Source organism: Aeromonas sp. R6-1, from assembly GCF_040908165.1.
Taxonomy (GTDB): Bacteria; Pseudomonadota; Gammaproteobacteria; order Enterobacterales; family Aeromonadaceae; genus Aeromonas; species Aeromonas caviae.
Window position 1 is genome coordinate 38,026 of sequence record NZ_JBFODF010000002.1, and the last position, 23,079, is coordinate 61,104.

At 64.4% G+C, this 23,079-nt stretch carries 19 protein-coding genes and 1 riboswitch; of the genes, 9 read left to right on the forward strand and 10 right to left on the reverse strand.

All coding sequences use genetic code 11. The features are described from left to right. Nucleotides 1-57: 57 nt before the first annotated feature. Nucleotides 58-1,035 (forward strand): LysR family transcriptional regulator, encoded by a 978-nt coding sequence (locus AB5Y68_RS00180; RefSeq protein WP_080767962.1) that lies wholly within the window; start codon nt 58-60, stop codon nt 1,033-1,035. Nucleotides 1,036-1,050: 15 nt separating this feature from the next. Here AB5Y68_RS00180 and AB5Y68_RS00185 read toward each other — a convergent pair whose 3' ends face one another. After that, nucleotides 1,051-1,845, reverse strand: a complete 795-nt coding sequence (locus AB5Y68_RS00185; RefSeq protein ID WP_010674369.1) for an alpha/beta fold hydrolase — start codon at nt 1,843-1,845, stop codon at nt 1,051-1,053. A gap of 106 nt (nt 1,846-1,951) precedes the next feature. Between AB5Y68_RS00185 and AB5Y68_RS00190 the strand changes: the two genes are divergently transcribed. Genes AB5Y68_RS00190 through AB5Y68_RS00200 form a run of 3 tightly spaced genes read left to right on the forward strand, consistent with a single transcriptional unit; the run spans nt 1,952 to nt 3,202 of the window. After that, a complete protein-coding gene (locus AB5Y68_RS00190; protein ID WP_039038958.1) occupies nt 1,952-2,323 on the forward strand; it encodes an MmcQ/YjbR family DNA-binding protein in 372 nt (123 codons plus the stop codon). Nucleotides 2,324-2,326: 3 nt separating this feature from the next. After that, nucleotides 2,327-2,806 carry a GNAT family N-acetyltransferase gene (locus AB5Y68_RS00195; RefSeq protein WP_039038959.1) on the forward strand — a complete coding sequence of 160 codons (480 nt, stop codon included), beginning with the start codon at nt 2,327-2,329 and terminating at the stop codon, nt 2,804-2,806. 60 nt (nt 2,807-2,866) lie between these two features. Continuing rightward, nucleotides 2,867-3,202 (forward strand): DUF3802 family protein, encoded by a 336-nt coding sequence (locus AB5Y68_RS00200; RefSeq protein ID WP_039038960.1) that lies wholly within the window; start codon nt 2,867-2,869, stop codon nt 3,200-3,202. A 303-nt stretch (nt 3,203-3,505) separates the two neighbouring features. Here the strand turns inward: AB5Y68_RS00200 and msrA are convergent, their stop codons facing one another. Next, complete coding sequence (gene msrA / locus AB5Y68_RS00205) at nt 3,506-4,138, reverse strand: peptide-methionine (S)-S-oxide reductase MsrA (protein ID WP_010674365.1); 633 nt, start codon at nt 4,136-4,138, stop codon at nt 3,506-3,508. A gap of 252 nt (nt 4,139-4,390) precedes the next feature. Between msrA and argA the strand changes: the two genes are divergently transcribed. Together argA and lysC are read left to right on the forward strand one after the other, a co-directional pair. Beyond that, a complete protein-coding gene (gene argA / locus AB5Y68_RS00210) occupies nt 4,391-5,719 on the forward strand; it encodes an amino-acid N-acetyltransferase (RefSeq protein WP_010674364.1) in 1,329 nt (442 codons plus the stop codon). Nucleotides 5,720-5,828: 109 nt separating this feature from the next. Then, nucleotides 5,829-6,053, forward strand: a riboswitch (Lysine riboswitch). A gap of 87 nt (nt 6,054-6,140) precedes the next feature. Next, on the forward strand, nt 6,141-7,493 hold the full coding sequence (gene lysC / locus AB5Y68_RS00215; protein ID WP_010674363.1) for a lysine-sensitive aspartokinase 3: 1,353 nt from the start codon (nt 6,141-6,143) through the stop codon (nt 7,491-7,493). A gap of 115 nt (nt 7,494-7,608) precedes the next feature. Here lysC and AB5Y68_RS00220 read toward each other — a convergent pair whose 3' ends face one another. Further along, on the reverse strand, nt 7,609-8,703 hold the full coding sequence (locus AB5Y68_RS00220) for a hypothetical protein (RefSeq protein WP_010674362.1): 1,095 nt from the start codon (nt 8,701-8,703) through the stop codon (nt 7,609-7,611). A gap of 251 nt (nt 8,704-8,954) precedes the next feature. On the opposite strand from AB5Y68_RS00220, the gene AB5Y68_RS00225 reads away from it, so the two are divergent. Further along, on the forward strand, nt 8,955-11,225 hold the full coding sequence (locus tag AB5Y68_RS00225) for an LTA synthase family protein (protein WP_039038961.1): 2,271 nt from the start codon (nt 8,955-8,957) through the stop codon (nt 11,223-11,225). 482 nt (nt 11,226-11,707) lie between these two features. On the opposite strand, the gene AB5Y68_RS00230 is transcribed toward AB5Y68_RS00225, so the two are convergent. Beyond that, nucleotides 11,708-12,025 carry a heavy metal-binding domain-containing protein gene (locus AB5Y68_RS00230; protein WP_010674360.1) on the reverse strand — a complete coding sequence of 106 codons (318 nt, stop codon included), beginning with the start codon at nt 12,023-12,025 and terminating at the stop codon, nt 11,708-11,710. A gap of 230 nt (nt 12,026-12,255) precedes the next feature. Between AB5Y68_RS00230 and AB5Y68_RS00235 the strand changes: the two genes are divergently transcribed. Beyond that, nucleotides 12,256-13,446 (forward strand): OmpP1/FadL family transporter, encoded by a 1,191-nt coding sequence (locus AB5Y68_RS00235; protein WP_039038962.1) that lies wholly within the window; start codon nt 12,256-12,258, stop codon nt 13,444-13,446. Nucleotides 13,447-13,524: 78 nt separating this feature from the next. On the opposite strand, the gene AB5Y68_RS00240 is transcribed toward AB5Y68_RS00235, so the two are convergent. The 5 genes from AB5Y68_RS00240 to AB5Y68_RS00260 all read right to left on the reverse strand — a co-directional run bounded on the left by AB5Y68_RS00240 (nt 13,525) and on the right by AB5Y68_RS00260 (nt 20,374). Beyond that, entirely contained in the window at nt 13,525-14,817 is a 1,293-nt protein-coding gene (locus AB5Y68_RS00240; protein WP_039038963.1) for an NAD(P)/FAD-dependent oxidoreductase, read from the reverse strand. Between the two features lie 74 nt (nt 14,818-14,891). Next, nucleotides 14,892-15,431, reverse strand: a complete 540-nt coding sequence (gene ycfP / locus AB5Y68_RS00245) for an alpha/beta hydrolase YcfP (protein ID WP_010674358.1) — start codon at nt 15,429-15,431, stop codon at nt 14,892-14,894. Between the two features lie 184 nt (nt 15,432-15,615). Further along, a complete protein-coding gene (locus AB5Y68_RS00250) occupies nt 15,616-17,424 on the reverse strand; it encodes a M3 family oligoendopeptidase (RefSeq protein ID WP_039038964.1) in 1,809 nt (602 codons plus the stop codon). Nucleotides 17,425-17,502: 78 nt separating this feature from the next. Continuing rightward, nucleotides 17,503-19,293 carry a M3 family oligoendopeptidase gene (locus AB5Y68_RS00255; protein WP_039038965.1) on the reverse strand — a complete coding sequence of 597 codons (1,791 nt, stop codon included), beginning with the start codon at nt 19,291-19,293 and terminating at the stop codon, nt 17,503-17,505. A 169-nt stretch (nt 19,294-19,462) separates the two neighbouring features. Next, nucleotides 19,463-20,374, reverse strand: a complete 912-nt coding sequence (locus AB5Y68_RS00260) for a DUF808 domain-containing protein (protein ID WP_039038966.1) — start codon at nt 20,372-20,374, stop codon at nt 19,463-19,465. Nucleotides 20,375-20,580: 206 nt separating this feature from the next. On the opposite strand from AB5Y68_RS00260, the gene AB5Y68_RS00265 reads away from it, so the two are divergent. Next, nucleotides 20,581-21,183, forward strand: coding sequence for a DUF924 family protein (locus AB5Y68_RS00265; protein WP_039038967.1), 603 nt, complete (start codon nt 20,581-20,583; stop codon nt 21,181-21,183). A 54-nt stretch (nt 21,184-21,237) separates the two neighbouring features. Here AB5Y68_RS00265 and AB5Y68_RS00270 read toward each other — a convergent pair whose 3' ends face one another. Next, nucleotides 21,238-22,857, reverse strand: coding sequence for a methyl-accepting chemotaxis protein (locus AB5Y68_RS00270; protein WP_039038968.1), 1,620 nt, complete (start codon nt 22,855-22,857; stop codon nt 21,238-21,240). Nucleotides 22,858-23,079: the final 222 nt, after the last annotated feature.

Consider the following 23,079-nt stretch of genomic DNA (forward strand, 5'->3'; position numbering starts at 1 on the left):
GCGTCCTTGTCCAGAGGGGTGCAGAGGCGCACCTTGTTGTTGTTTTGTTAAGCGGACGTGACCTTACCCTGTTCCTTTTTCGCGATATATGGAAATAATGAACAACATTCGTTCCAAAAGTTGATCAATATGGCCAGTACCGACGACCTCATCCTCTTCGCCCAGGTGGTGGAGGCCGGATCCTTCAGCAAGGTAGCGGAACAAAATTCCCTGACAAATTCAGTGGTTAGCAAGCGGATCGGGCGTCTTGAGGAGGAGCTCGGGGTCCAGCTCCTCTATCGCACCACCCGCCGGCTCACCCTGAGCGAGGCGGGCAAGGCGCTCTATCAAGGTGCCAAAAATGTGAAGGCCGCCGCACTGGACGCCTTCGACGCGGTGGCGGGATTTGGTGAAAAGGTGAGCGGTCATGTGCGGATGTCGGTGCCCACCATCTCGGGGGAGCTCTTGCTCGCCGATGCGGTAGCCGATTTTTGCCAGCAGCACCCGGGGCTCACGGTGGAGATGTCCCTGGACAACCGCTTCGTCAACCTGGTGGAAGAGGGGTTCGATCTGGTCATTCGCACCGGCTATCTGGATGACTCGAGCCTGATTGCCCGCCACATTCTCGACTCCCAGTGGGTCATCTGCGCCGCCCCCGCCTATGTGCGCCGCTTCGGGGCGCCGCGGGAGCCATCAGACTTGCTCACCCACAACTGCCTGCGCTACGCCTACCAGAGCACGGGGGCCTCGGAGTGGGCCTTCAAGGGGGAAGAGGGCAACTATCTGGTGTCGGTGTCGGGGAGCTTTTCAACCGACAACGCCGGGGCCCTGCGCAAGGCGGCGCTGGGGGGACGCGGCATCGTCTATGTGCCGCGCTGTCTGGTCTATCACGATCTGATGAACGGCGAGCTGGTGGATCTCTTCCCCGATCAGGTGGGCAAGAAGCTCGGCATCTACGCCGTCTACCCCTTCACCCGCCAGCCGCCGCGCAAGATAAGGCTGCTCATCGAGCACATCCGCCAGCGCTATCTGGAGATTGGCCACTACTTCATCTGAGGCCCTTGTCGGGCCTCAGAGGGCGGACGATGCCGCCTGACGGGAGAGAAACGCCAGGGACTGGCGGTTGAAGTGATCCGGCTGCTCCACGTTGCAGACATGGCCGCACTTTTCGATGATTTCGAGGCGGCTGTAAGGGTCGCGGGCCACCTGCTCGCGCACCGGAGCGAGGAACATGTGATCCTCCTCCCCCATCACGTAGAGGGTGGGAATGGGCAGGGCCCGCTCGCGAAAGTAGCGCATCAGGGGGTTCACCTCGGTGGCGAGACGGAACCAGCGCTTGAACTCCTTCTGGCACAGCTTTCTGGCCTCGCGCACGAAGAGGTTGCGGGACTCCTGATGGTGCTGGCGCGGCATGATGATGAAGGCGAACAGGCGGTAGAGCCACATGTAGGGCAGGAAGTGCTGGCCGAGGCGGCCAAGCTGCACCAGCACCCGGGAGCGGATGTCGAGACGCAGGATGGCACCGCCGAGCACCATGCTCTTGACCCGCTCGGGGCGAAGCTCCGCCAGGTGGCGGATGAGGATGGTGCCAAGGGAGATGCCGACAAAATGGGCGTGGGGGATGCGCAGGTGATCCAGCAGGCGCAGGATGTCTTCGGTCACGGCCCGAAAGCTGTAGTGCCCCTTTACCACCTGCTGCAGCTGGTTGGACTGGCCGTGACCGCGAAGGTCCAGCAGCAGCACGTTGAAGTGCTCCCGGTAGGCCCGCAACTGCTTGAACCAGATGGAGGAGCTGCCGCCCGCACCGTGCACGAACACCACCCAATCCCGATCGGGACCCAGTTCAAAGGTCTTGTGGTACAACATCTCATGGGCTCCCGGGGTGATGGGGGGTATACTCGGCGCGCATATTAACAGAAGGCTCACCCCGGTGAACATGCTTCCACCATGATCGGACCAGCCTGGAGTCCCCATGACCCTCGTTCAATTGCGTGAATTTTTGCTCAGCCAGCCCGGCGCCACCGAGGACACCCCCTTCGGCCCGGAGATCCTGGTCTACCGCATCGCCGGCAAAATGTTTGCCCTGGTGGACTGGCAGGCGGAGCCCCTCTCCATCAACCTGAAGTGCGAACCCGAGCTCGCCCTGCTGCTGCGGGAGATCCACCCCGAGGTGAAACCGGGCTGGCACATGAACAAGCAGCACTGGAACACGGTGACACTGAGTGAAGGCCTGTCTGACGATCTCTGGCAGGGCTGGATAGTCCACTCCTATGAGCGGGTGGTGGCGGGTCTGCCCAGGGCGAAGCGGCCCCAGGCTCCCCGCGCGACCATCAGGGAGGGTTGACCCATGCCGTCTCTTTCTTCTCCTCGCATCGTCCCCCTCGAGGAGGCGCACATACCAAGGCTGCTGGATCTGTTCGAGCAGTCGGTACGCCGCCTGGGGCCTGCACACTACAGCCCGGATCAGGTGGAGCAGTGGGCCAGGGGCGCCCATCACCCGAGGCTTGCCAGCCAGTTGCGCGAGCACCATGGCTGGGTCATCGAGCAAGACGATGTGCCCCTTGGCTTTGCCACCCTGAGCGATGACGGTCATCTCAGCCTGCTCTACGTGAGCGCGGATCATCCGCGCCAGGGGCTCGGCACCCTGCTGCTGGAGCGGGTGCTGGCAGCCGCCAGCCAGATGGGGCTTGGCAGCCTCACCACGGAGGCGAGCGCCTTCAGCCTTGCTCTCTTCCTGCGTCACGGCTTTCTGCTGACCGGATTGGAGACGGTGGAGCGCGGCGGTGTCCAATTTATCCGCCATCGGCTCCACTGCCGCTTGCCATGACGGGTTCAGCCACTAAAATACGCACCATTTCCCCAAGGCAATGAAGAAAGGGCAGCCATCATGGTGGTAGAGAGCGACGGTTACATTGCGCTGATCGAGTATCTGGTTGAGAGTCTGGGTCTGTTCGAGAGCCAGCAACAAGGCGGCGGCGTCCAGACCATCGAGGATCTGGTGAGCAGCCGGGTGGCCGACAACCTGATGGCCATCTGCGAGCAGAACCCCCAGCTCGACCCCAAGGTGCGCTTCCTGATCATGCAGGAGGCCGATGCCGTGGTCGCCGACCTGGAAGAGGTGCTCTCCGCCGTCTGGTTGTCCGCCCCCAGCGAAGCCCAGCAAGCCTTCCTCATCGAGTTCATCGACCTCATCAAGAACCTGTTCGACAGCACCATCAGCTGACCCCACCCCTGCCGTGACGGCAAGGGGACGAGATGCAATGAGGCGAGGAGTGAGGCGGGACGCCCAATGAAAAGGGCCGCCTCATCGGGCAGCCCTGCTTGCTAGCATTGTCAATTCATCGCGCTTGTCAGAGTAATGAATTTCGGGGCAAAAAAATGTGTCTGGTCTTGGCAACCATCCGTGGTCGCTACCCTGTTGGTCAGCCAGGGTTCAGTTTAGTTCCCCACCTGACGCATTTTTTTCAATTATTTTTCATCACAATGACACGGGGGCCTGATGGCCCCCGTGATATGCAATGACGCCTCAGCGATTCAGGCTGGGAGGCAGGCAGACACCGATGCCCCCCAGGCCGCAATACCCCTCGGGATTCTTCTCCAGATATTGCTGGTGATAATCCTCGGCATAGTAGAAAGGGGCCAGCGGCAGGATGCGGGTGGTGATGGTACGCCCGTCACCGCTCGCCGTCATGGCCTGCTGGTAGGCGGCCAGGCTCTGCTGGGCAATCGCCTCCTGGGTGTCGTCCCCGACGAAGATGACGGAGCGATACTGGGTGCCGATGTCGCCACCCTGGCGCATCCCCTGGGCCGGATCATGGTGTTCCCAGAACAGCTTGACGAGATCCCCATAGCTGATGACCTTGGGATCGAACACCACCTGCACCGTCTCGGCGTGGCCGGTCAGGCCGCTGCACACCTCCTTGTAGGTGGGATTGGGGGTCAGCCCCCCCTGATACCCGGCGGCGGTGGAATAGACCCCGGGCTGCTGCCAGAACAGACGCTCCACCCCCCAGAAACAGCCCATGCCGAACCAAGCAAGCTCCATCCCCTCGGGCCAGGGCCCCTGGGTCGGGTGGCCGTTTACTGCGTGCACCTGGCCAATCTCCAGCGCTTCCCGCCGTCCCGGCAGCGCCTCTGCCGGTGAAATAATCTGCTCCATATGCCCTGTCCTTGTATAAAACCCCGCGCAATGCGGCTGACGAAAAGGAACACCGAAGATATCAGGTTATTAGCCCGGATCAACCAGGGAGCTGCCCCCGGGGCGACCCTCCCGCCCTTGCCTGCGTCTTCCCCTCCCCACCCACACTGGTCAAAATGGCGACAAAAAAACATCAAGCCAATATTTAGTCTTGATTTGTGAATTTATTTTCATATATTGAGCGAATTGCTGCTTTTTTATGGAATGAAACACGTGCGTGAACGCGAACCCAGCCTGGTCCATGCCTTTCGGCAATCCACCCCCTATGTCAATGTGCACCGGGGTGCCACCTTCGTCCTGATGATCGGCGGGGAAGCCATTTGTCACCCCAATTTCGCCAACATCGTCAGCGACATCGCCCTGCTGCAGACCTTGGGGATCCGCCTGGTACTGGTGTTTGGTTCGCGTCCGCAAAATGACGAGGCCCTGGCCCGTGCCGGCATCCAGGCCCAGTATCACAAGCGGATCCGGGTCACCGACGATGCCAGTTTCGCCATCATCAAGCAGGTGTGCGGCGGTCTGCAATACGACATCACCGCCCAGCTCTCCATGGGCCTCGCCAACACCCCCATGCAGGGGGCCCGCATCAGCGTGGTGAGCGGCAACTTCGTCACCGCCCAGCCGCTGGGTGTGGATGACGGCATCGACTTCTGCCACAGCGGCCGGGTGCGTCGCATCGATGTGGAGGGGATCACCCGCCAGCTGGATCAGCACGGCCTGGTGCTCATCTCCCCCATCGGCTGCTCGGTCACCGGCGAGAGCTTCAACTTGAGCTCGGAAGAGGTAGCCCGCCGGGTGGCGGTGGATCTCAAAGCCGACAAGCTCATCTGCTTCAGCAGCACCCAGGGGGTAATGGACAGGCACGGGGAGGCCATCTCCGAGCTCTTCCCCGAGCAGGCCGAAGAGCTGCTGGTGGCGCTGGAGCAGGCGGGGGAAGAGATGTCAGGCACCGCCCGCTACCTGCGCGCGGCCATCGCCTCCTGCCGGGGTGGCGTGCCCCGCTCCCACCTGGTGAGCTATCAGGACGACGGCGCCATGCTGCAGGAGCTGTTCAGCCGCGAGGGGCTGGGTACCCAGATCGTGCGCGAAAGCGCCGAGCGGGCGAGGGCCGCCACCATTGAGGACATCGGCGGCATCCTGGATCTCATCCGTCCGCTGGAGGAGGAAGGGATCCTGGTGCGCCGCTCCCGGGAGCAGCTGGAGATGGAGATAGACAAGTTCACCATCATCGAGCGGGACGGCCTCATCATCGGCTGCGCAGCGCTCTACTGCTTTATGGAAGAAGCCATGGCCGAGATGGCCTGCGTCGCCATCCACCCGGAGTATCGCAACTCCAACCGGGGGGACACCCTGATCGCCAAGGTGGCCGAGCGGGCCAGGCGGCTCGGCATCCGTCGCCTGTTCGTGCTCACCACCCGCTCCATCCACTGGTTCCGGGAGCGGGGCTTCGATCCCCTGGAAGTCGAAGATCTGCCGGTGGAGCGCCAGCGCTTCTACAACTGGCAGCGTCGCTCCAAGGTTTTGTCCAAGACCATTTCGTAACTGATTGATCTTGTGCCTAGTTACCGTCAATTTTGTTCTTTTTTACGAACTCGATTGACAGTGCAATCCAGACCAAGGTATTTGTACATGCACGCCACCTGTCACAGGTGGCACCAGAAGAGGAGCGCTGCCCAGGCAGCCCAGGGGAGGACACCAGTGTCCGGTGAACTTGGGTCAGGGGGAGCAGCGCCGAGACGAGGCGAGTGACTGGACACCGCCACGTCGGCTGCGGGGGCTGAATCCCCCGGGTTGTCATCGGTAGTGGTCATCCCACACCGCGCCCCACCTGGGGCCGGTACGGGATGGGCTCTGCAGGTGGAGTGCTTCTGGCCGGGATCCTCGCGTTTTCCTGCCATTTTTTGCCTCCTCCTCTCTATTTGCCCGATGAAACCGGATTTTCACCTTGAGACAGGAGTATGCAATGAACCCGATCAATGTCGCCAAGTTTGGCGGAACCAGCGTCGCCAATGCCGCGGCCATGAACCACTGCGCCGACGTGGTGCTGGCCAATCCGGCGACCCGGGTGGTGGTGCTGAGCGCCAGCGCCGGCGTCACCAACCTGCTGGTGAGCCTGGCTCAGGGTGAACTGGACGAAGCCGGACAGGATGCCCAGCTTGCCAGGCTTGCCGACATCCAGCTGGCCATTCTGGCCGCCCTTGGCAACCCGAGCGACGTGAGCGCCCTCATCCATGCCCAGCTCGGCGACATTCGCACCATGGCCCGCCAGGCCAGTCAGCACACCGACGCCGAACTCGCCGATCGCCTCATCGCCTGCGGCGAGCTGATGTCCACCCGTCTCTTCACCGAACTCCTGCACCAGCGCGGGGTCAAGGCCCAGTGGCAGGATGCGCGCCAGCTGCTGCGCACCGACAGCCGCTTTGGCAAGGCCACCGTGGATCTCGCGGCAACCCGCGCCCTCTGCCAGCAGGCGGTGGGCCCGTTGCTGGGTGACAGCCTGGTCATCACCCAGGGCTTCATCGGTGCCGACGGCGATGGTCGCACCACCACCCTCGGCCGTGGCGGCTCCGACTACAGCGCGGCCCTCCTGGCCGAGGCACTGGACGCAGGCAGCATCGAGATCTGGACCGACGTGCCCGGCATCTACACCACGGATCCCCGCCTGGTCACCCGCGCCCGCCCCATCCCCGAAATCAGCTTCGTGGAGGCGGCGGAGATGGCCACCTTCGGCGCCAAGGTGCTGCACCCGGCCACCCTGCAACCCGCGCTGCGCCAGGATATCCCGGTGTTCGTGGGCTCCGCCAAGGATCCCGCCGCCGGTGGCACCTGGATCCGCGCCACCACCCGCAGCAACCCGCTGTTCCGGGCCGTGGCCCTGCGCCGCCAGCAGGTGCTGGTGACCCTGCACAGCCTCAACATGTTCCACGCCTACGGCTTCCTGGCCGAGGTGTTCGGCATCCTGGCCCGTCACCGCATCTCGGTGGATCTCATCACCACCTCCGAGGTGAGCGTCTCCCTGACCCTGGATCACACCGGCAGCCAGAGCAACGGCGAACCCATCCTGAACGACAAGGTGCTGGCGGAGCTCGGCCAGCTGTGCAAGGTGGAAGTGGAGACCGGCTTCGCCCTGGTGGCGCTCATCGGCAACCGCATGAGCGAAGCGGCCGGGGTGGGCAGCCAGGTGTTCGACGCCATCCGCGAGCACAACATCCGGATGATCTGCTACGGCGCCAGCGCCCACAACCTCTGCTTCCTGGTCAAAGAGGACGAGGCGGGCCACATCGTCAATTGCCTGCACCGAGAACTGCTCGACTGAGTCGCCCCGGCGCTGGCACACCACAAGCCTCCTCCGCCCCATCACACCCGGGGCGGCCTTCCCACTCAGCAAAGAGGGGCGCCGCGGCGCCCCTCTTGTCACTCTTCTTCCACCATCAGCTGGTGACCAGGGTGGCCCGGGTGGGCAGAAGATTGGCCCGGATCTGCTCGCGCAGCCCCCCCAGCCGTTGCAGCAACCCGGCCTGACCGAGCCCCGCTTCGTCAGGGGCCAGATTGTCCACCAGGGCCGGGAAGTGCTCCCGTACCGCCTGCTCCAGCCAGTCGAGGCGGCGCAGGGTGAGCGGGCCGCAGCTCTTGCCGCTGAGGTCGTCAAGGATGTCGAGCCGATGGCTGCGGTACATGTCGCGCCACCAGTTGGCCGCCAGCGCCTCGTCGCTTGCCAGCGCCGCACTCCACTCCCCCACCAGTCCCTGCATCCGCGCCAGCACGGGGGCGCTCGCCCCCTCCCGCGACAGGTATTGCAGCTCTCCCCTGGCCCAGGCGAGGCAGAGCTCGCGCCAGCGGCGAAACAGCGGCAAGGGATCCGCCTCGTCCAGCCAGAGCCCGGAGAGGGTGCGGGTTTCCAGCCGCTCAGGCACATGGAAATCGGGATCGGTGAGGCCGTTGGAATTGAACTCGTGCAGGGGATCGAAGGGCCACATGTAGCCAAAATCGAACACCGAGATATGCTGGCCGTCATCCAGCAGGTTGCCCGGGCTCGGATCCCAGTCAAACCAGCCCCAGCGGGCCAGCTCCGCCTCCACCGCCAGCATCTGCGCCAGGTTGCGCTCGCACAGCGTGCGCACCGGCTCCCCCCGCAGCCAGGGGGAGACCAGCACCCCGGCCCGGGCGGAGCCGAAACTGGTACAGACCACGTTGGAGAGGATGGTGGGGTGCAGCTCCCGCAGGCTCTCTATCTCCCGGCGGCGCTCCAGCTCGGTGAGAAAGGCGGTCTTGCCGTCCACATTGGCCACCAGAGAGTCCTGGCGGCAGCGTTTCAGGCACCAGTGGTGCCCCTCCACCTTGAGATGGAACACCTCGGCGGTGAGCCCGTGACCGTAGACCTTGACGACGTCCGGGTGATCCTCGGTCAGCCGGACGAGCTGGGGCAGCGGCAGGGGGCAGTCCCGCTCCCGCCCGATCCGGATCTCTTCTTTGCTCTCCAGCATCTGGAGCAATCTGGCCTGACGCGCCGCAACTTTGGGATTCATACATGTACCTCCAACCGTTACTGAGAGACTAAACAGCGCCCCCCTCCCAGACCAGCGGCAAAGGCTCATGATGACGCTTTCATCACAGAATGAGTGCCCCTGGCGGATCGGGATCACAAATTGCTTCACAGTGCTCATCACGGAATATTCATCTTGTTGTCATTAAATTGACATCAAGGAACAAGCCACGCACCATCGGGTCAAAATAGAGGCAGTCGTCGCTGCCATGACCGCTCCAAGGATGAGCCCTTATGAATGCCCCCGTCACCGGCCACCGCCCCGCCTCCCAGCCCCTGGCCGGGCTGTTGCTGGGTCTGCTGACCGCCCTGCTGCTGCTGACCCTCGCCCTGCCGCTGCTCAACCCCGTCAGCTGGCTCGGGCGTGCCGCCCCCCTCATTCTGGGCCCGGCGGATCAGCCCATCGCGACCCTCAATCGCTACAGCCTGCTCTACAAAAGTGACAACCGGGGCTTCTATCTGGTGGTGCGCAGCCAGTGGCAACTGCTCAAACCCCTGCAGGAGGGGGACAAGGTGCGGGTGGAGCTGCTCAACGACAAAGGGGTGCGCATCGATCAGCTGAGCCAGGCGGTGGACAAGCGCCAGAAGTGCCGCAAGGAGCGCTGCACCCTGAGCCTCAACAGCGCCCTGCGCGCTCCCGACGACGCCCTGGACAGCCGCTACCAGCTGCGCATCGGGCTGCTGCTGGCAGACAGGCCGGAGAGCGCCGAATACAGCCAGATCCTCCAGACCCTGCCGGAGCGCGGTTTCAACCTCCTCTACCTGATGACCAGCCTGCTGCTGGTGCTGCTGGTGAGCGCCGCCGTGCTCAAGGCCCTGCTGCCGCGGCTGCGCCGAAGCTACCGCGCCCGGGTGGCAGGCAGCCTGCTGCTCGGCAACCTCACCTTCGTGCTGCTTCACGGCTTCGTGGTGTTCAAGTTGGGGGAATTCCTGTTCTGGTCGGGCTTTCGGCCCGAGCACTACTACCTCGCCTGGGGCAGCATGGTGCTGGGCTGGAGCCTCTGTGCCCTCGCAGGCTTCAGTCTCTATATGGGGCTGCTCTTCACCGCCCTCTCGGGCATCGGGCTGCTCGCCAACTTCATGAAGATCGCCATCTACGGGGTGCCGCTGGGGGGGGACGATCTGGGCAACCTGCTGGCCCTGCTGCACATCCTGCTCGATCAGCACCCTGTGGTGCCGGTGCTCGTCGTGCTGGGGCTCCTTTTTCTGGTGTGGCGCTTCGCCCTCTCCCGCTGGATCCTGCGAGGCTTGCTGCGCACCGCCGCCGCCACCGCCGCCTTCTTCGCCCTCTGCGTATTCGCCACCCAGACCGGCAACAAGCTGCTCGGGGCCAACATCCGCTATGTGGACAGGGCGGTGAACTACCACAGGGACATCATCCGCGCCGGCCCCGGCCTCTACCTGTTCAACCTGGTGGACGAGATGCTGCAAAGCGGCAACGTGTTTCGCTACCCCTTGCAGATCAACGAGCGCACCCCGGAGCTGAGCCTGCCCGCCCAGCCCAGGGCTCCCCGCTTCGATCTGGTGATCGTGCTGCAATACGAGTCACTCTGGCTTGACTGGCAGGGCCGTCTCTGCGCCCCCGCCCCCACCTTGAGCCTGCCCGCCAGCGTGGCCCAATGGCGCAAGACCATCCACTCCCCCACCACGGGGGGCATGACGGTACTGGCGGAGTTCGAGATGAACACCGGCCTGCCGGTGGGCCTGCTCAAACAGGGGGTGGTGCCCTACTACTACCTCTCGGACAAGGTGCCCGGCCTTGCGCGCAGCGCAGCCCAAAGCGGCTACCAGACCCTGTTCGCCCACCCCTATGTGGAGAAGTTCTGGGGCCGCGCCAAGGCGATCCCGGCCCTCGGCTACCAGGAGCGCTGGTTCGATACCCGCTTCACCGCCCTCGAGCACAAGGGGCTCTACATCTCCGACGATGCCCTCATCGATCACCTGCTCAAACGCAGCAACCAGGACGATCAGCCCCTGTTCGCCTACGCGGTCACCATGCAGGGGCACGGCCCCTTCGACGGGGATCGCTACCGGGCCCAGCAGCGCAGCGGCGCCTGCCCGGACCAGAGCCCGGCGGATACCCAGTTGCTCAACACCTACTACACCGGGGTGGTGGACGCCATGGCCTCCCTGGAGCGGCTGCTCAAGACCCTGGACAACTCCGGCAAGCGCTACCTGGTGGTGGCCTTCGGGGACCACCAGCCCTTCCTGATGTCGGCGGGCAAGGGTATCCACGGCGCCAAACCGCCACGGGATGCCAGCTACCAGATCCCCATGATGGCCTTCACCCGGGCCGGGGACGGGCTGGATCTCGCCCGCCAGTTCGACCCGGTGCGCCAGCTCTACCAGATGGGCCAGGCCACAAGGCAACTGCTGGCGGGGGACCTCACCCCTATCCGGGACCAACCCCTGCTCCACCCGGTGCTCGGGGAGGAGAAAGGCTTCGACCCCTCACCCCTGGTGCCGCAGATCCGCGCCAGCTTCCGGCCCGATGCATTGCCCTGATCGATTGAGACACGAGGGACACAGATCCTTGCAACACCTTCCGGCCCGATGCCCTGCCCTGATCCGCAGCGAAATCGCAGACGACAAAGAGGTCGCCCGGGCGACCTCTTTTTATGGGCGGGATGCGAGTACAGTGCCGCCTGCACCTCGCCATGTTCGTCCCGACCTGGGCTCTACGACCCCTGACAGGTCATTTTTTGTTTAGACATATCAAACGATAACTCATAATCGAATAGTAAAATTGAACAACTTTGCCGACCTTCAGGCCCTGTGCCCCCCCCCCATGTTCCCGCACCTTCTCCGGGCCGGGCCGCTTTTTCTCTCATTCCCGACCAGCCCAGAACCATCGGGGCATTCGAAACGTTCAGGCCTTGAGCCCCACTCACTTGCACCCACCTTTGCGCGCCACACCCGACAAAAAGCCGACCTCGGGGTCGGCTTGTGACGGGGCGTTTGGCCATGCAGGGCCGGGCACTGGCGGGCTAGATCACCACGGCGGTGCCGCTGATGCTGACCATCAGCATGCTGCCGTTCTGGCCCACCACCTCGTAGTCGATGTCGATGCCCACCACGGCGTTGGCCCCCAGCGCCTGGGCACGCTCCTTGAGCTCCTCGAAGGCGATCTCCCGGGCCCGGGCCAGCTCTTTTTCGTAGGCGCCGGAGCGACCGCCGATGATGTCGCGGATGCCGGCGAACAGATCCTTGAAGATGTTGGCGCCGAGGATGGCTTCGCCCACGACGATGCCGCGGTACTCGCGAATGGTCTTGCCTTCCAGGGTGGGGGTGGTTGAGAGGATCATGAGGTCTCCTGTGAGTTGGGCTGGGTGCGCGAAGCACCGTTGCCGTCATGGTAGCAAGGCGCTGGCCAAAGCATAAGCCCGGTGTGGCGGGGCGCCCCGTGCATCGTGCCCGCCACGCTCATCAAGGTGCCATCTATACTGCCTGTGTCGTGCCACTTTCCCCGGGAATGCAAGGATGGGCACCGACGCTGGGGAGAGGGCTTCTCAGCCACGATGAAAGAGGGACCTTGATGAAACGGACACTGCTGCTGTTGCCCCTGACCGCCATGTTGAACGCCCCCGCCGAGGGGGCCGGTCTCTACCTGTACGAAACCGGCACCAATGATCTCGGCCTGGCCGCCGCCGGCATGGCCGCCAGGGCCCAGGATGCCACCGTGCAACTGGTGAACCCCGCCGGACTGACCCGGCTGGAGGGGCGCCACCTCACCCTCGGCGGGCAACTGCTCTACGGGGACCTGCCCTACGATCTGGACGATCCCGCGAAGGGGGATGTCGATACCGTCGTCGGCTGGTTCCCCGCGGCCTCCGCCTACTACAGCCAGCAGCTCGATGATCGCTGGTCGGCGGGCCTGGCGCTCTATGGCAACTTCGGGCTGGGGCTCGATTTTGGCGACTGGGCTGGCAAGCAGCTCATCAAAAAGGCCACCCTGATCGGCCTCACCCTGCAACCATCCATCGCCTATCGTCTCGACGAGCACTGGTCGCTCGGGGCCGGGGTCGGCATCAACTACGGCCTGTTCTCCCTCACCCGGGAGGGCAGTGGCGGGGAGCAGAAGCAGGACGACGGAGACTGGGCCCTCAATGCCAAGCTGGGGCTCCTCTATGAGCACAATCCAGAGACCCGATTCGGGCTCGGCTATGCCAGCGAGGTGACCTACCACTTCGCCATCGACCGCACCATCACCTTCTCGCGCCCCAACCTGCCCGGCATCAGCGCCACCCTGCCCCTGTCCGGCATGGTCAACAGCCCCCAGCAGCTGATGGTGAGCGCCTTTCATACTCTGGCCCACGACTGGGCCATCATGGGCAATCTGGGGTGGCAGGACTGGAGCCGCTACAACGACAACGAGGTCACCATCTTTGACCGCACCGCCCCGCAGAAGGGGCTCTATCAGGACAGTTACCACCTGGCGCTCGGGCTCCAGCACGCGCTGACGCCCCAATGGACCCTCAATGGCGGCGTGGCGTACGACACCAGTGCCTACCGGGATCAAGATCACACCTCCCTCACGGCGCCAAGCGGCAGCGCGTTGCGGCTCGGCACCGGTGTCACCTATGCGCTCACCCCTCAGGAGACCCTGGGAGCCGGGTTTGAGTACATCCACATGGAGAGCGCCAGCGTCGATGAGCGGGATCTCTCGGGCCGCTACCCCACCCCGGCCCTCTACTTCTTCGCCCTCAACTACGGCAGACGTTTCTAGCGTCGCCCCGCGTCGGCCATAAAAAAAGGAGAGGCAAGCCTCTCCTTTTTGATGTTCGCAGCGGCAGCCGCCATGCACTCAGTGCAGCTTCATGCTCGGGCGCAGCACCCGGTTGATGCGGCCCACCAGCATGATGAGGCCGGTCTTGATGTAGCCGTGCAGGGCGACCTGGTGCATCCGATACAGGCTGATGTAGACGATGCGCGCGATGTAGCCTTCTACCATCATGGAGCCCCGCATCAGGTTGCCCATCAGGCTGCCCACGGTGGAGAAGCGGCTCAAGGAGACCAGGGAGCCGTGATCGTGGTAACGGTAGGGCTTCATCTCGCCGCCATTCATCTTGGCCAGGATGTTCTTGAACGCCTGGGTCGCCATCTGGTGGGCGGACTGGGCGCGGGGCGGCACGAACTTGCCGTCCGGCTGCGGGCAAGCGGCGCAGTCGCCGATGACGAAGATGTTCTCGTCCCGGGTAGTCTGCAGGGTCTCGTGGACCACCAGCTGGTTGATGCGGTTGGTTTCCAGGCCCGCGATCTCCTTCATGAAGTCCGGCGCCTTGATGCCCGCGGCCCACACCATGAGGTCTGCTTCAATCAGCTCCCCATCCTTGGTGTGCAGACCATCGCTGGTCGCTTCGGTGATCATGGTGGCGGTGCGCACGTCCACGCCCAGCTTCACCAGCTCCTGATGGGCGGAGCCGCTGATGCGCTCCGGCAGGGCCGGCAGGATGCGGGGGCCCGCTTCCACCAGGGTCACCTTGAGACTGTCGGTGGTGAGGTTCTTGAAGCCGTAGGCGTAGAGCTGCTCCACCGCGTTGTAGAGCTCGGCAGAGAGTTCGACGCCGGTGGCGCCGCCGCCAACGATGGCGATCTTCACCTTGTCACCCGGCTGGTATTCGGTGGCGAACTGCAGGAAGCGGTTCATCATGCTGTTGTAGAAGCGGTGCGCCTGGGAGGGGCTGTCCAGGAAGATGCAGTGATCCTTGATGCCCTTGGTGTTGAAGTCGTTGGAGACGGAGCCGATGGCCATCACCAGGATGTCGTAAGCCACTTCCCGCTCGTTGACCACCAGGGCGCCGCTCTCGTCGTGGATGGGGGCCAGCACGATGCGTTTCTCGTCGCGCTTGATGTCGGTCAGGCTGCCGAGCTGGAATTCGAAGCCGTGGTTCTTGGCGTGGGACTGGTAGCTCAGGGCGTCGATGCCCGCATCCATGGAGCCGGTGGCCACTTCGTGCAGCAGGGGTTTCCACAGGTGGGTGCGATTGCGATCCACCAGGGTGATCCTGGCCTTGTTCTTCTTGCCCAGCTTGCGGCCCAGGCTGGTCGCAAGCTCGAGACCACCGGCGCCACCGCCTACAACGACAATATTCATCATGATGATTTTCCTTGGTTCCTCAAAACGAAAGGGAGCCATTGGCTCCCTAAAACGAAATCGGTTGACGTGATGGCTCAGGCTTCTTTGAAGGCCTTCATCCGTTGCAGATGGTGCGAGATGTTCTTGAACTTATGGGTCTCGCGCTCATCCCATACGATGTCGTAATAGTTCTTCAATTCACGTTCAGTGTCCCGATTATCGCGGATTTCATCCTGAACGGAAAGGATGCACAGGCAGTTTCCTGAATTTTTATTACGAAATTCGGTTACACACTTGGTGCCGATGTCCTCGTACTCCTCAGGCCGGTCGATCTTGCCCTGCATGTTCTCTTCCGGGTGCAGATTGGGGTTGAAGATCACCTGCTTGATGCCGCACAGAAACCCGATCCGCTCGCTCCAGTAGCCACCCAGGCCCACGCCGCAGATGAGGGGTTTGGGATCGGTGCTCATGTCGAGCTGCTTCTTCACTTCCTTGAGCAGGTGGCTCATGTCGTGGCGGGGGTGAACCGTGCTGTAGTGCACGAAACGCACATCATCATCGATAAACTGCAACTGCAGCACTTTTTCATGATTGCCGGGGCTGGTGGCATCAAAGCCATGCAGATAGATGATCATGGACAAGACCTCAAAAACTGTGTCGGTTCTATCGAAACTACCCCAGCGACAGGGCCTTGCGCCACCAAAACATCCCACTTTCTTGCTTTGGATCACGCCCCTTCGGGCCACCAAACCGCGCGTCGGGGCCGCTGTGGCAGCGCCATGCCCCGGCGGGACATGGCGCAAACCGGGTCTGGCGAGGTTACCCGCCGCACTGGGCGAAGCGCGCCACCGCCGCTTCCACCAGGGCCAGGCTCCCCTGCCAGAAGGCGGGTTTTCGAATGTCCTGCCCCAAATGCCGTTCGACCAGTTCTTCGGCGCTCATGCGACCTGTGTCTCGCAGCAGGGCGCGATAGGCCTCGGCCACCCCCGCCTCCCCTGCGGCCTGGCGGCTCATCAGCTGCTGATAGACCCCGAGGCTGAACAGATAGCCAAAGAGGTAGGGGTAGTTGTAAAAACCGAAGCCCGCGATGGAGAAGTGCGCCTTGGCGGCCCAGAACAGGGGGTGATAGCGGTCGAGGCTCTGCTCGTACCAGCGTCCCCAGGCCTCGTCGGTGAGCCCCTTGAGCCGGGCCGACGACACATAGCCCTGCTCGCGCTCGGCCACCAGGGCCCGCTCGAAGTCGAAGCGGGCCGGGATGTTGACCAGGAAGGTGGCGGCGCCGTCGGCATCCGCCCAGGCGATGGCCAGACGCTCCTCGGCGCTTCGGGCCTGCTCGTAGAGGGCGCTGCGCACCAGGGTCTCGGCGAAGATGGAGGCGGTCTCCGCGAGGGTCATGGGGTAGCTGCGCTGGCTCATGGGCAAGTCGCGGATGAGCCAGTTGTGCCAGGCGTGACCGAGCTCGTGGGCCAGCGTGATGACGTTGTCCATGGTGCCCGCATAGGTGATGAAGACCCGCGGCTCCACCGGCTCGGCAAACTTGGTGCAATAGGCCCCGGTGCGCCGGTTGGGGGTGGGGGCGGCATCAATCCAGCCGCGCTCGGCCATCATGCGGGCAAAGTCCCCCATCTCGGGGTCAAAGCGCGCGAAGGCCTGGGCGATGATGTCGACCGCCTCCTCGAAGGGTATCTCCCGGCGGCTGGCGGCAGGGGGCGGCGCAAAGAGATCCTCCGGCCCCAGCACCTCGAGGCCGAGGTGACCGGCCATCAGCCCCAGGGCCCGCTGGCCCAGATGGCGGGCCTGCCAGGTCTCCGCCATCAGGGTATCCAGGGTCGCCCGCTCGATGTGGCTCTGGTGGCAGGAGAGATCCAGGGCATCGAGGCGCCGGTGTTTGCCGCGCTGGCGCGAGAGCTCCAGGCGCCAGCCGTTGAGGGCGTTGAGGATGGCTGCCACCGTCTCCTGCTCCCCTTCCCAGCCGGCGCTGATGGCATCGAAGGCCTCTTTGCGCAGGGCCCGATCCGGGCTGGAGAGCAGGTTGCTCGCCTCCGCCAGCCCCATCTCGCGACCCGCGATCACCAGCCTTATCTTGCCCACCAGATCGTTGTAGAGGTTGCCCCAGGCGTGCAGGCCGTCGGTGCCAAGGCCGATGACCAGCTGCTCCGCCTCCACCGGCAGCCGCTGATCCTGCAGGTGGCGCTCGTGGCGCAGCCGGTACTCCTCCTCCCCGAGCAGGGGGTCGGCCATCAGCTGTTCAAACTCGGGCGCAGGCAGCCCCAGCATCAGATCTTCGATGGGGGCAAGCGTCTTGAACAGATCCGCATTGAGGGCACGGGCCCGGGAGGCAACCTGCTTGGCGAGGGGATCCCGGGCGTCCTGGCTCCCCTTGCAGGCGGCCAGCACGGCGATGTTCCAGCCGATGTCGCGAATGCGCCGGGCCCGCAGGCGTACCTCCCTGAGGAAGTCCTGCAAGGCGCCTGGGGTGCGCGGAACCTGGGCCAGTCCCTCGATAAAACCGCTCAGCTCGGCCAGGCTGGCGCGGGCCAGGCTCATGTCCGCCTCGAGGACACAGCTGTCGAGGGAGGGGTAGATGTGATCATTTTGCCACTGCTGTGGATAGACTCGTTGTTGCATCGAACGCTCATCGTCAGGGACGGGCCTGGCCCGTCGTGAAATCCAGGTGGCCAGAGCCACCACCTTCGCGGGCAGGCTTCACACCAGCCGCTCGAGGCGCACCACCGCCTCTTCCACATAGCGCAGGCTCTCCTGCCAGAACCCGGGTTCGCGGATGTCGACCCCCAGGTGCTTCTCCACCAGGGCCTCGGCGCTCATGCGGCCGGTGTCTCGCAGCAGGGCGCGATAGGCGGGCACAAACTCGCCCCCGGCCCGCGCATGCTGGGCATAGAGCCCCAGGCTGAAGAGATAGCCAAACAGATAGGGGTAGTTGTAGAACCCGGACTCGGCGATGGAGAAGTGGCCCTTGCTGGCCCAGAACAGCTCGTCATACTGGCTGAGGGCGTCACCATAGCACTGCTGCTGCGCCGATTTCATCATCTCCCGCATCTGGCTCGCCCCCACGTAACCCGCCTCCCGCGCCGTCACCAGGGCGCGCTCGAAGGCAAAGCGGGCGGGGATGTCGAGCAGCAGGCTCGCGGCCCGCTCCCCGTCCAGCCAGGCGATGGCCCGGCGCTGCTCCACCTTGTCGGTGGCGGCCAGCAGGGCATCGCGCACCAGGATCTCGGCAAAGAGGGAGGCGGTCTCCGCCAGCGTCTTGGGGTAGCCCCGCTGCTCGAAGGGAAGATCCCGCAGCAACCAGCTGTGCCAGGCGTGGCCGAGCTCATGGGCCAGGGTGATGACGTTGTCCATGGTCCCCTCGAAGGTGAGGAAGACCCTTGGCTCGGGCGGATCGGCATACTCGGTGCAATAGGCGCCGCTTCGCCTGTGCTCGCTCGGGGCCGCATCGATCCACCCCTTGTCGGCCATCATGCGGACAAACGCCCCCATCTCGGGATCGAAGGCGGCAAAGGCCTCCATCACCAGATTCAGCGCCTGCTCGAAGCCGAACTTGCCGTGCACGGCCTGGGGCGCCGGAGCAAAGAGATCCCAGGGGGCGAAGTCGGTGATCTGCTGGGCACAGGCCATGGCCCGCAAGGCACGGCGCCCGAGCTCCCTGTGCTCCCCGGCCGCCGCCATCAGGGTCTCCAGGGTCGCGTCCGTGATGTGTTCCTGATGGCAGGTGAGCTCGAGGGCATCCAGCCTGCGCTCCTTGCCGCGCTGGCGGCCGAGCTCGTTGCGCCAGCCGTTGATGGCGTTGAGAATGGCGGCCACCGTCTCCTGCTCCGCCTCCCAGGCGCCCTGGATGGCGTGCCAGGCACTGGCGCGCCGCGCCCTGTCCGGGTGGGCGAGCAGGTTGTCCGCCTGGGCAAGCCCCATGGGCACCCCCTCCACCACCGGCAGCAGCCGCCCCACCAGGTTGTCGTAGAGATCCCCCCACCCCTGCAGGCCGTCCACCGCCAACCCCTCGATGAGCTGCTCGCTCTCGAGCGAAAGCCACTGATCCTGCAGCGCTCTGTCGTGATGGATCTGGTAGGCCAGCTCGAAGAGCTCGGGGTCTTGCAGCAGGGTGCGCACCAGTGACTCGGGGGCGCGAACCCAGAACAGGTCCACCGGCTTGCTGCGCTGGGCCAGGGTCGCCTCCAGCTGCTGGCCCCGGGAGAGCAGTACTCGGGCCTCCTCGTCGCGCCCGTTCTGGCTCAGCCGGTTGTAACCATAGACCTGGCTGTTCCAGGCCAGGGTCTTCACCCCGTTGGCCTCGCGGCGGATGGCCCGCAACAGGTGGCGCAGGGCATTGGCATCCGCAACGGGATGGGCGGGATCCGGCAGGTCCGCCAGGAGGGCGTCAAGCCGGGTAAGGGCGCGGGCAGCCTCCTGGAAGGCGGCCTCGATGGCAGGATCGTCGGGGGCGGCATAGATGTGATCATCTCGCCAAACGGGTGGTTTCATGGTTGTCCTTGTCTGTTTGCGTCCATATCGGGTCACCCCGCCTCTGCGGGCGGGTGAAACCGGATAGTACGAAGGGGGCCAGGCACTTGCCTAGCCCCCATTCGAGGCAACCAGCAGAAGAGCGCCCCCGGGTGCGACGGCCCCTGTCGGCCGTCCCCCGACAAGCGACCTATTTGGCGGGCTGAAGCTTGCTCACCAGGGTCATGGCCACCACCAGCACCAGCCCCGCCACCACGCCTGCCAGGGCGCTCAGCAGGGTGGGCGTCACCACGGCCAGTACCCCGCCGACCCCGGGCAGGGCGGCCACCGTGCCCGCCGTCCCTTCGATGAGGTGATGGAGGAAGGGCCAGCCATGGACCAGAATGCCGCCGCCGACCATGAACATCGCGATGGTGCCCACCAGGGCAAGCAGGTGCATCAGACGGGGCGCCGTCACCAGCAGCCCCTGCCCCACCGCCCGGCGCACGGCGCCGCCATCGGGCTTTTGCAGCAGGTGCAGACCGATGTCGTCGAGCTTGACGATGAGCCCCACCAGGCCATAGACCCCGACGGTCATCAGCAGGGCGATGCCCGCCACCACGGCGATCTGCAGGCCCAGGCTCGACCCCTGCACGGTACCGAGGGCGATGACGATGATCTCCGCCGAGAGGATGAAATCGGTGCGAATGGCCCCCTTCACCTTCTGGCGCTCATAGGCCGCCAGATCCTCGGGCACCGGCGCCGCCTGATGCGCCTCCTCCTCGTGGGGCAGGAACTTGTGGACCAGCTTCTCCGCCCCCTCGAAACAGAGGTAGGCCCCCCCCAGCATCAGGAGCGGGGTGATGAGCCAGGGGATAAGGGCGCTGATGGCGATGGCGGCAGGCACCAGAATGAGCTTGTTGCGAAACGATCCCTTGGCCACCGCCCACACCACCGGCAGCTCACGCTCGGCCCGCACCCCGGAGACCTGCTCTGCATTGAGGGCGAGATCGTCCCCCAGCACCCCGGCCGTCTTCTTCGCCGCCACCTTGGTCATCAGGGCGACATCATCGAGCACGCTGGCAATATCATCGAGCAGGGTCAACAAACTGGCTCCGGCCATATCTGGCATTCCTTCTATTGAGTGGGACACATCCGGGCTGCCCCGGTCAGGGTGATGAGGAGATCAGGGGACCACGGGCCCATCCGGGGATCACCCTTTGGGGCAAAAGATGGCACAGTGTAACGGGAAGCCGCCACGGCGACAGCCCCCCATGGCAGATCCCCTGCTCCGTTTTCACCTCACGGCCACCGGCCCAAGGAGTTCCCATGCAACCCTGGCAACCTCTGCTCGATTTCTGGTTTGGCGATGACGCAGACGACGCTCCCCGTGCCGCCCGTCAGGCCCCCCTCTGGTGGGGCAAGAGCAGCGAGACCGATGCCCTGCTGGCCTCACGCTTCGGCGAACTGGCGGCCCGTGCCGCAGCGGGCGAGCTCGCCCATTGGGAGGGCGATCCCGCAGGGCGCCTGGCCCTCATCCTGCTGCTGGACCAGCTGCCGCGAAACCTTCACCGCCACACCCCCGCCGCCTTCGCCCAGGACGACAAGGCCAGGGCGCTGTGCCTCAAGGGGCTCACCCTCGGGGTCGACAAGGGGCTCTCGCCGCTGGCCCGGGTCTTCTTCTATCTGCCCCTCGAGCACGCGGAGTCCAGAGAGCAGCAGGCCAGAAGCGTCGCCCTGTTCGAGGCCCTGGCCGACGAGCAGGCCACAGGCCCGGCCCGGACCACCTTCGAAGGCTTTGCCGACTTTGCCCGCCGCCACCAGGTGATCGTCGATCGCTTTGGCCGCTTCCCCCACCGCAATGCCATCCTGGGCAGGGCGAGCACGGAGGAAGAGGCCGCCTTCCTGCAACAGCCCGGTTCGGGGTTCTGACATAAAAAAATCCCCGCCATGGGCATGGCGGGGAGAGAACAACCGATCCGCGCATCACTGGATGCGATAGCGGGAGATCTGCTGGTGGATATTCTCCGTGGTCACGTTCAGCTCCTCTGCGGCGGCGGAAGTCTCCTCCGCCGTGCTGCTGGTCTGCTGCACCACCTGGGCTATCTGCTCGACCTGGAGGGCGATGGATTCCGCCGCCGAGGTCTGCTCTCGGATGGCCAGGGTGATCTCGCCGACCTGATCCATGACGCGATGGGAGGCCTGGCGGATCTGGGTGATGATGGCCCCGCTTTCCGTCGCCATGGCCACCCCTTGCGCCACCTTCTCCTCCACCAGGACCATTCTGGCCACCGTGGCCTCGGACCCTTGCTGGATAGCCTCCACCGTCCTTGAGATCTCCTGGGTCGACTGGGCCGTCCGCTCCGCCAGCTTGCGCACCTCGTCGGCGACCACCGCAAAGCCGCGTCCCTGCTCACCGGCCCGCGCCGCCTCGATGGCGGCGTTGAGCGCCAGCAGGTTGGTCTGCCCCGCCACATCGTTGATGACGTTCACCACCCCACCGATGCGGGAGATCCCCTCCCCCAGCGCCGTCACATCGCGGGAGGCCTGACGAATGGCGTCGGCGATGTCGTTGATGGCGAGCACAGTGCGCTCTATGGTGGCCCCGCCGTCACTGGCGAGCTTGCCGGATTCATTGGTGATGCGGCTGGTCTCCTGGGTGCGCTGGGAGATGTCCGTGATGCTCACGCTCATCTCCTCCACCCCGGCGGCGATAAGGCTGGTGGCGTCATTGGCCTGACTCGCCGACTCCGCCATGTGCTGGGCCGCCTGGGAGAGGGACTCTGCCGTGCTCTTGATTTGCAGGCTGCCCACCGAGAACTCGGTGAAGGTCTGCTGCAAGGTGTCCAGCAGGCGGTTGACCGCCGTCAGCGTCTGGCCGATCTCGTCCTGCTGGCTCACATTGGCCCGCAGGGTGAAGTTCAGGTCGCGCTGGATCTCGGACAGGGTCGCCATGGCCAGACGGAGGGGATTGGCGACCTGCCTGAACAGCCAGAGAAAGAGCACCAGCGTGAGGGCTCCCGTGCCCACCGAGATGAACAACAGGGCCTGCATGCTGCTATCGGCATTCTGCTCGCCTCGCAGCTTGACGGCGTCACCTTGCTGGATGTTGAAGTGGACGTGCTTGTCGATGGCCTGGGAAAGCTGCTCAAACAAGGGGGCAAGCTCCGTGTCGATCGCCTCTCTGGCCTCCACATTCTTGTTCTCGAGGGACAGGCGCAGGACGTCTTCAGAGGCCTTGCCGTACTGGGCAACCAGGCGCCGATCATCGGCGACGAGCTGCCTGTCCTCCTCATTGGAGATCATCCCGCTTTCATACTGGCTCAGCAGGGCGTCCATCTTGGTGTGAAGGGATGCAATGCTCTGCTCTATCTGACTCATCTTGCCGTCGTCGGTGTTGAGCACGTGCGCCTGGATCAATGAATGCAGGGCGTAGAAGTCTGTTTGTATCTCCTTGATCGTGGAAATGCTGGGGACTGTGTTGTCTGTTACATAGCTGAGATCCGCATTGGCGGAGGAGAGTCTGCTGATACTGAACCAACTGAGACACCCCAGGGCCAGCATGACCAGCAGGGCAATGAGTTGAAGCCGACGAGCGATATTCATGAGTGCTTACTCCATCCATAGACTCCCTGCCAGTGTAGCCGATGCGGGCCCCGAAAATAGCGCCTAAAACATGCATTTCATTACACTTTTCAACTTCTGCTCGGCCGCGTCACACCCGCCGCCCCAACCCGGCCTTCGGGACCGCCGCCCCCCTCTGGCAGAATGGAAAAAGGAAGGCATTCGCCTTCCTTTTTTGCCCGGGGCGGCCGCACTGGCCGCCCA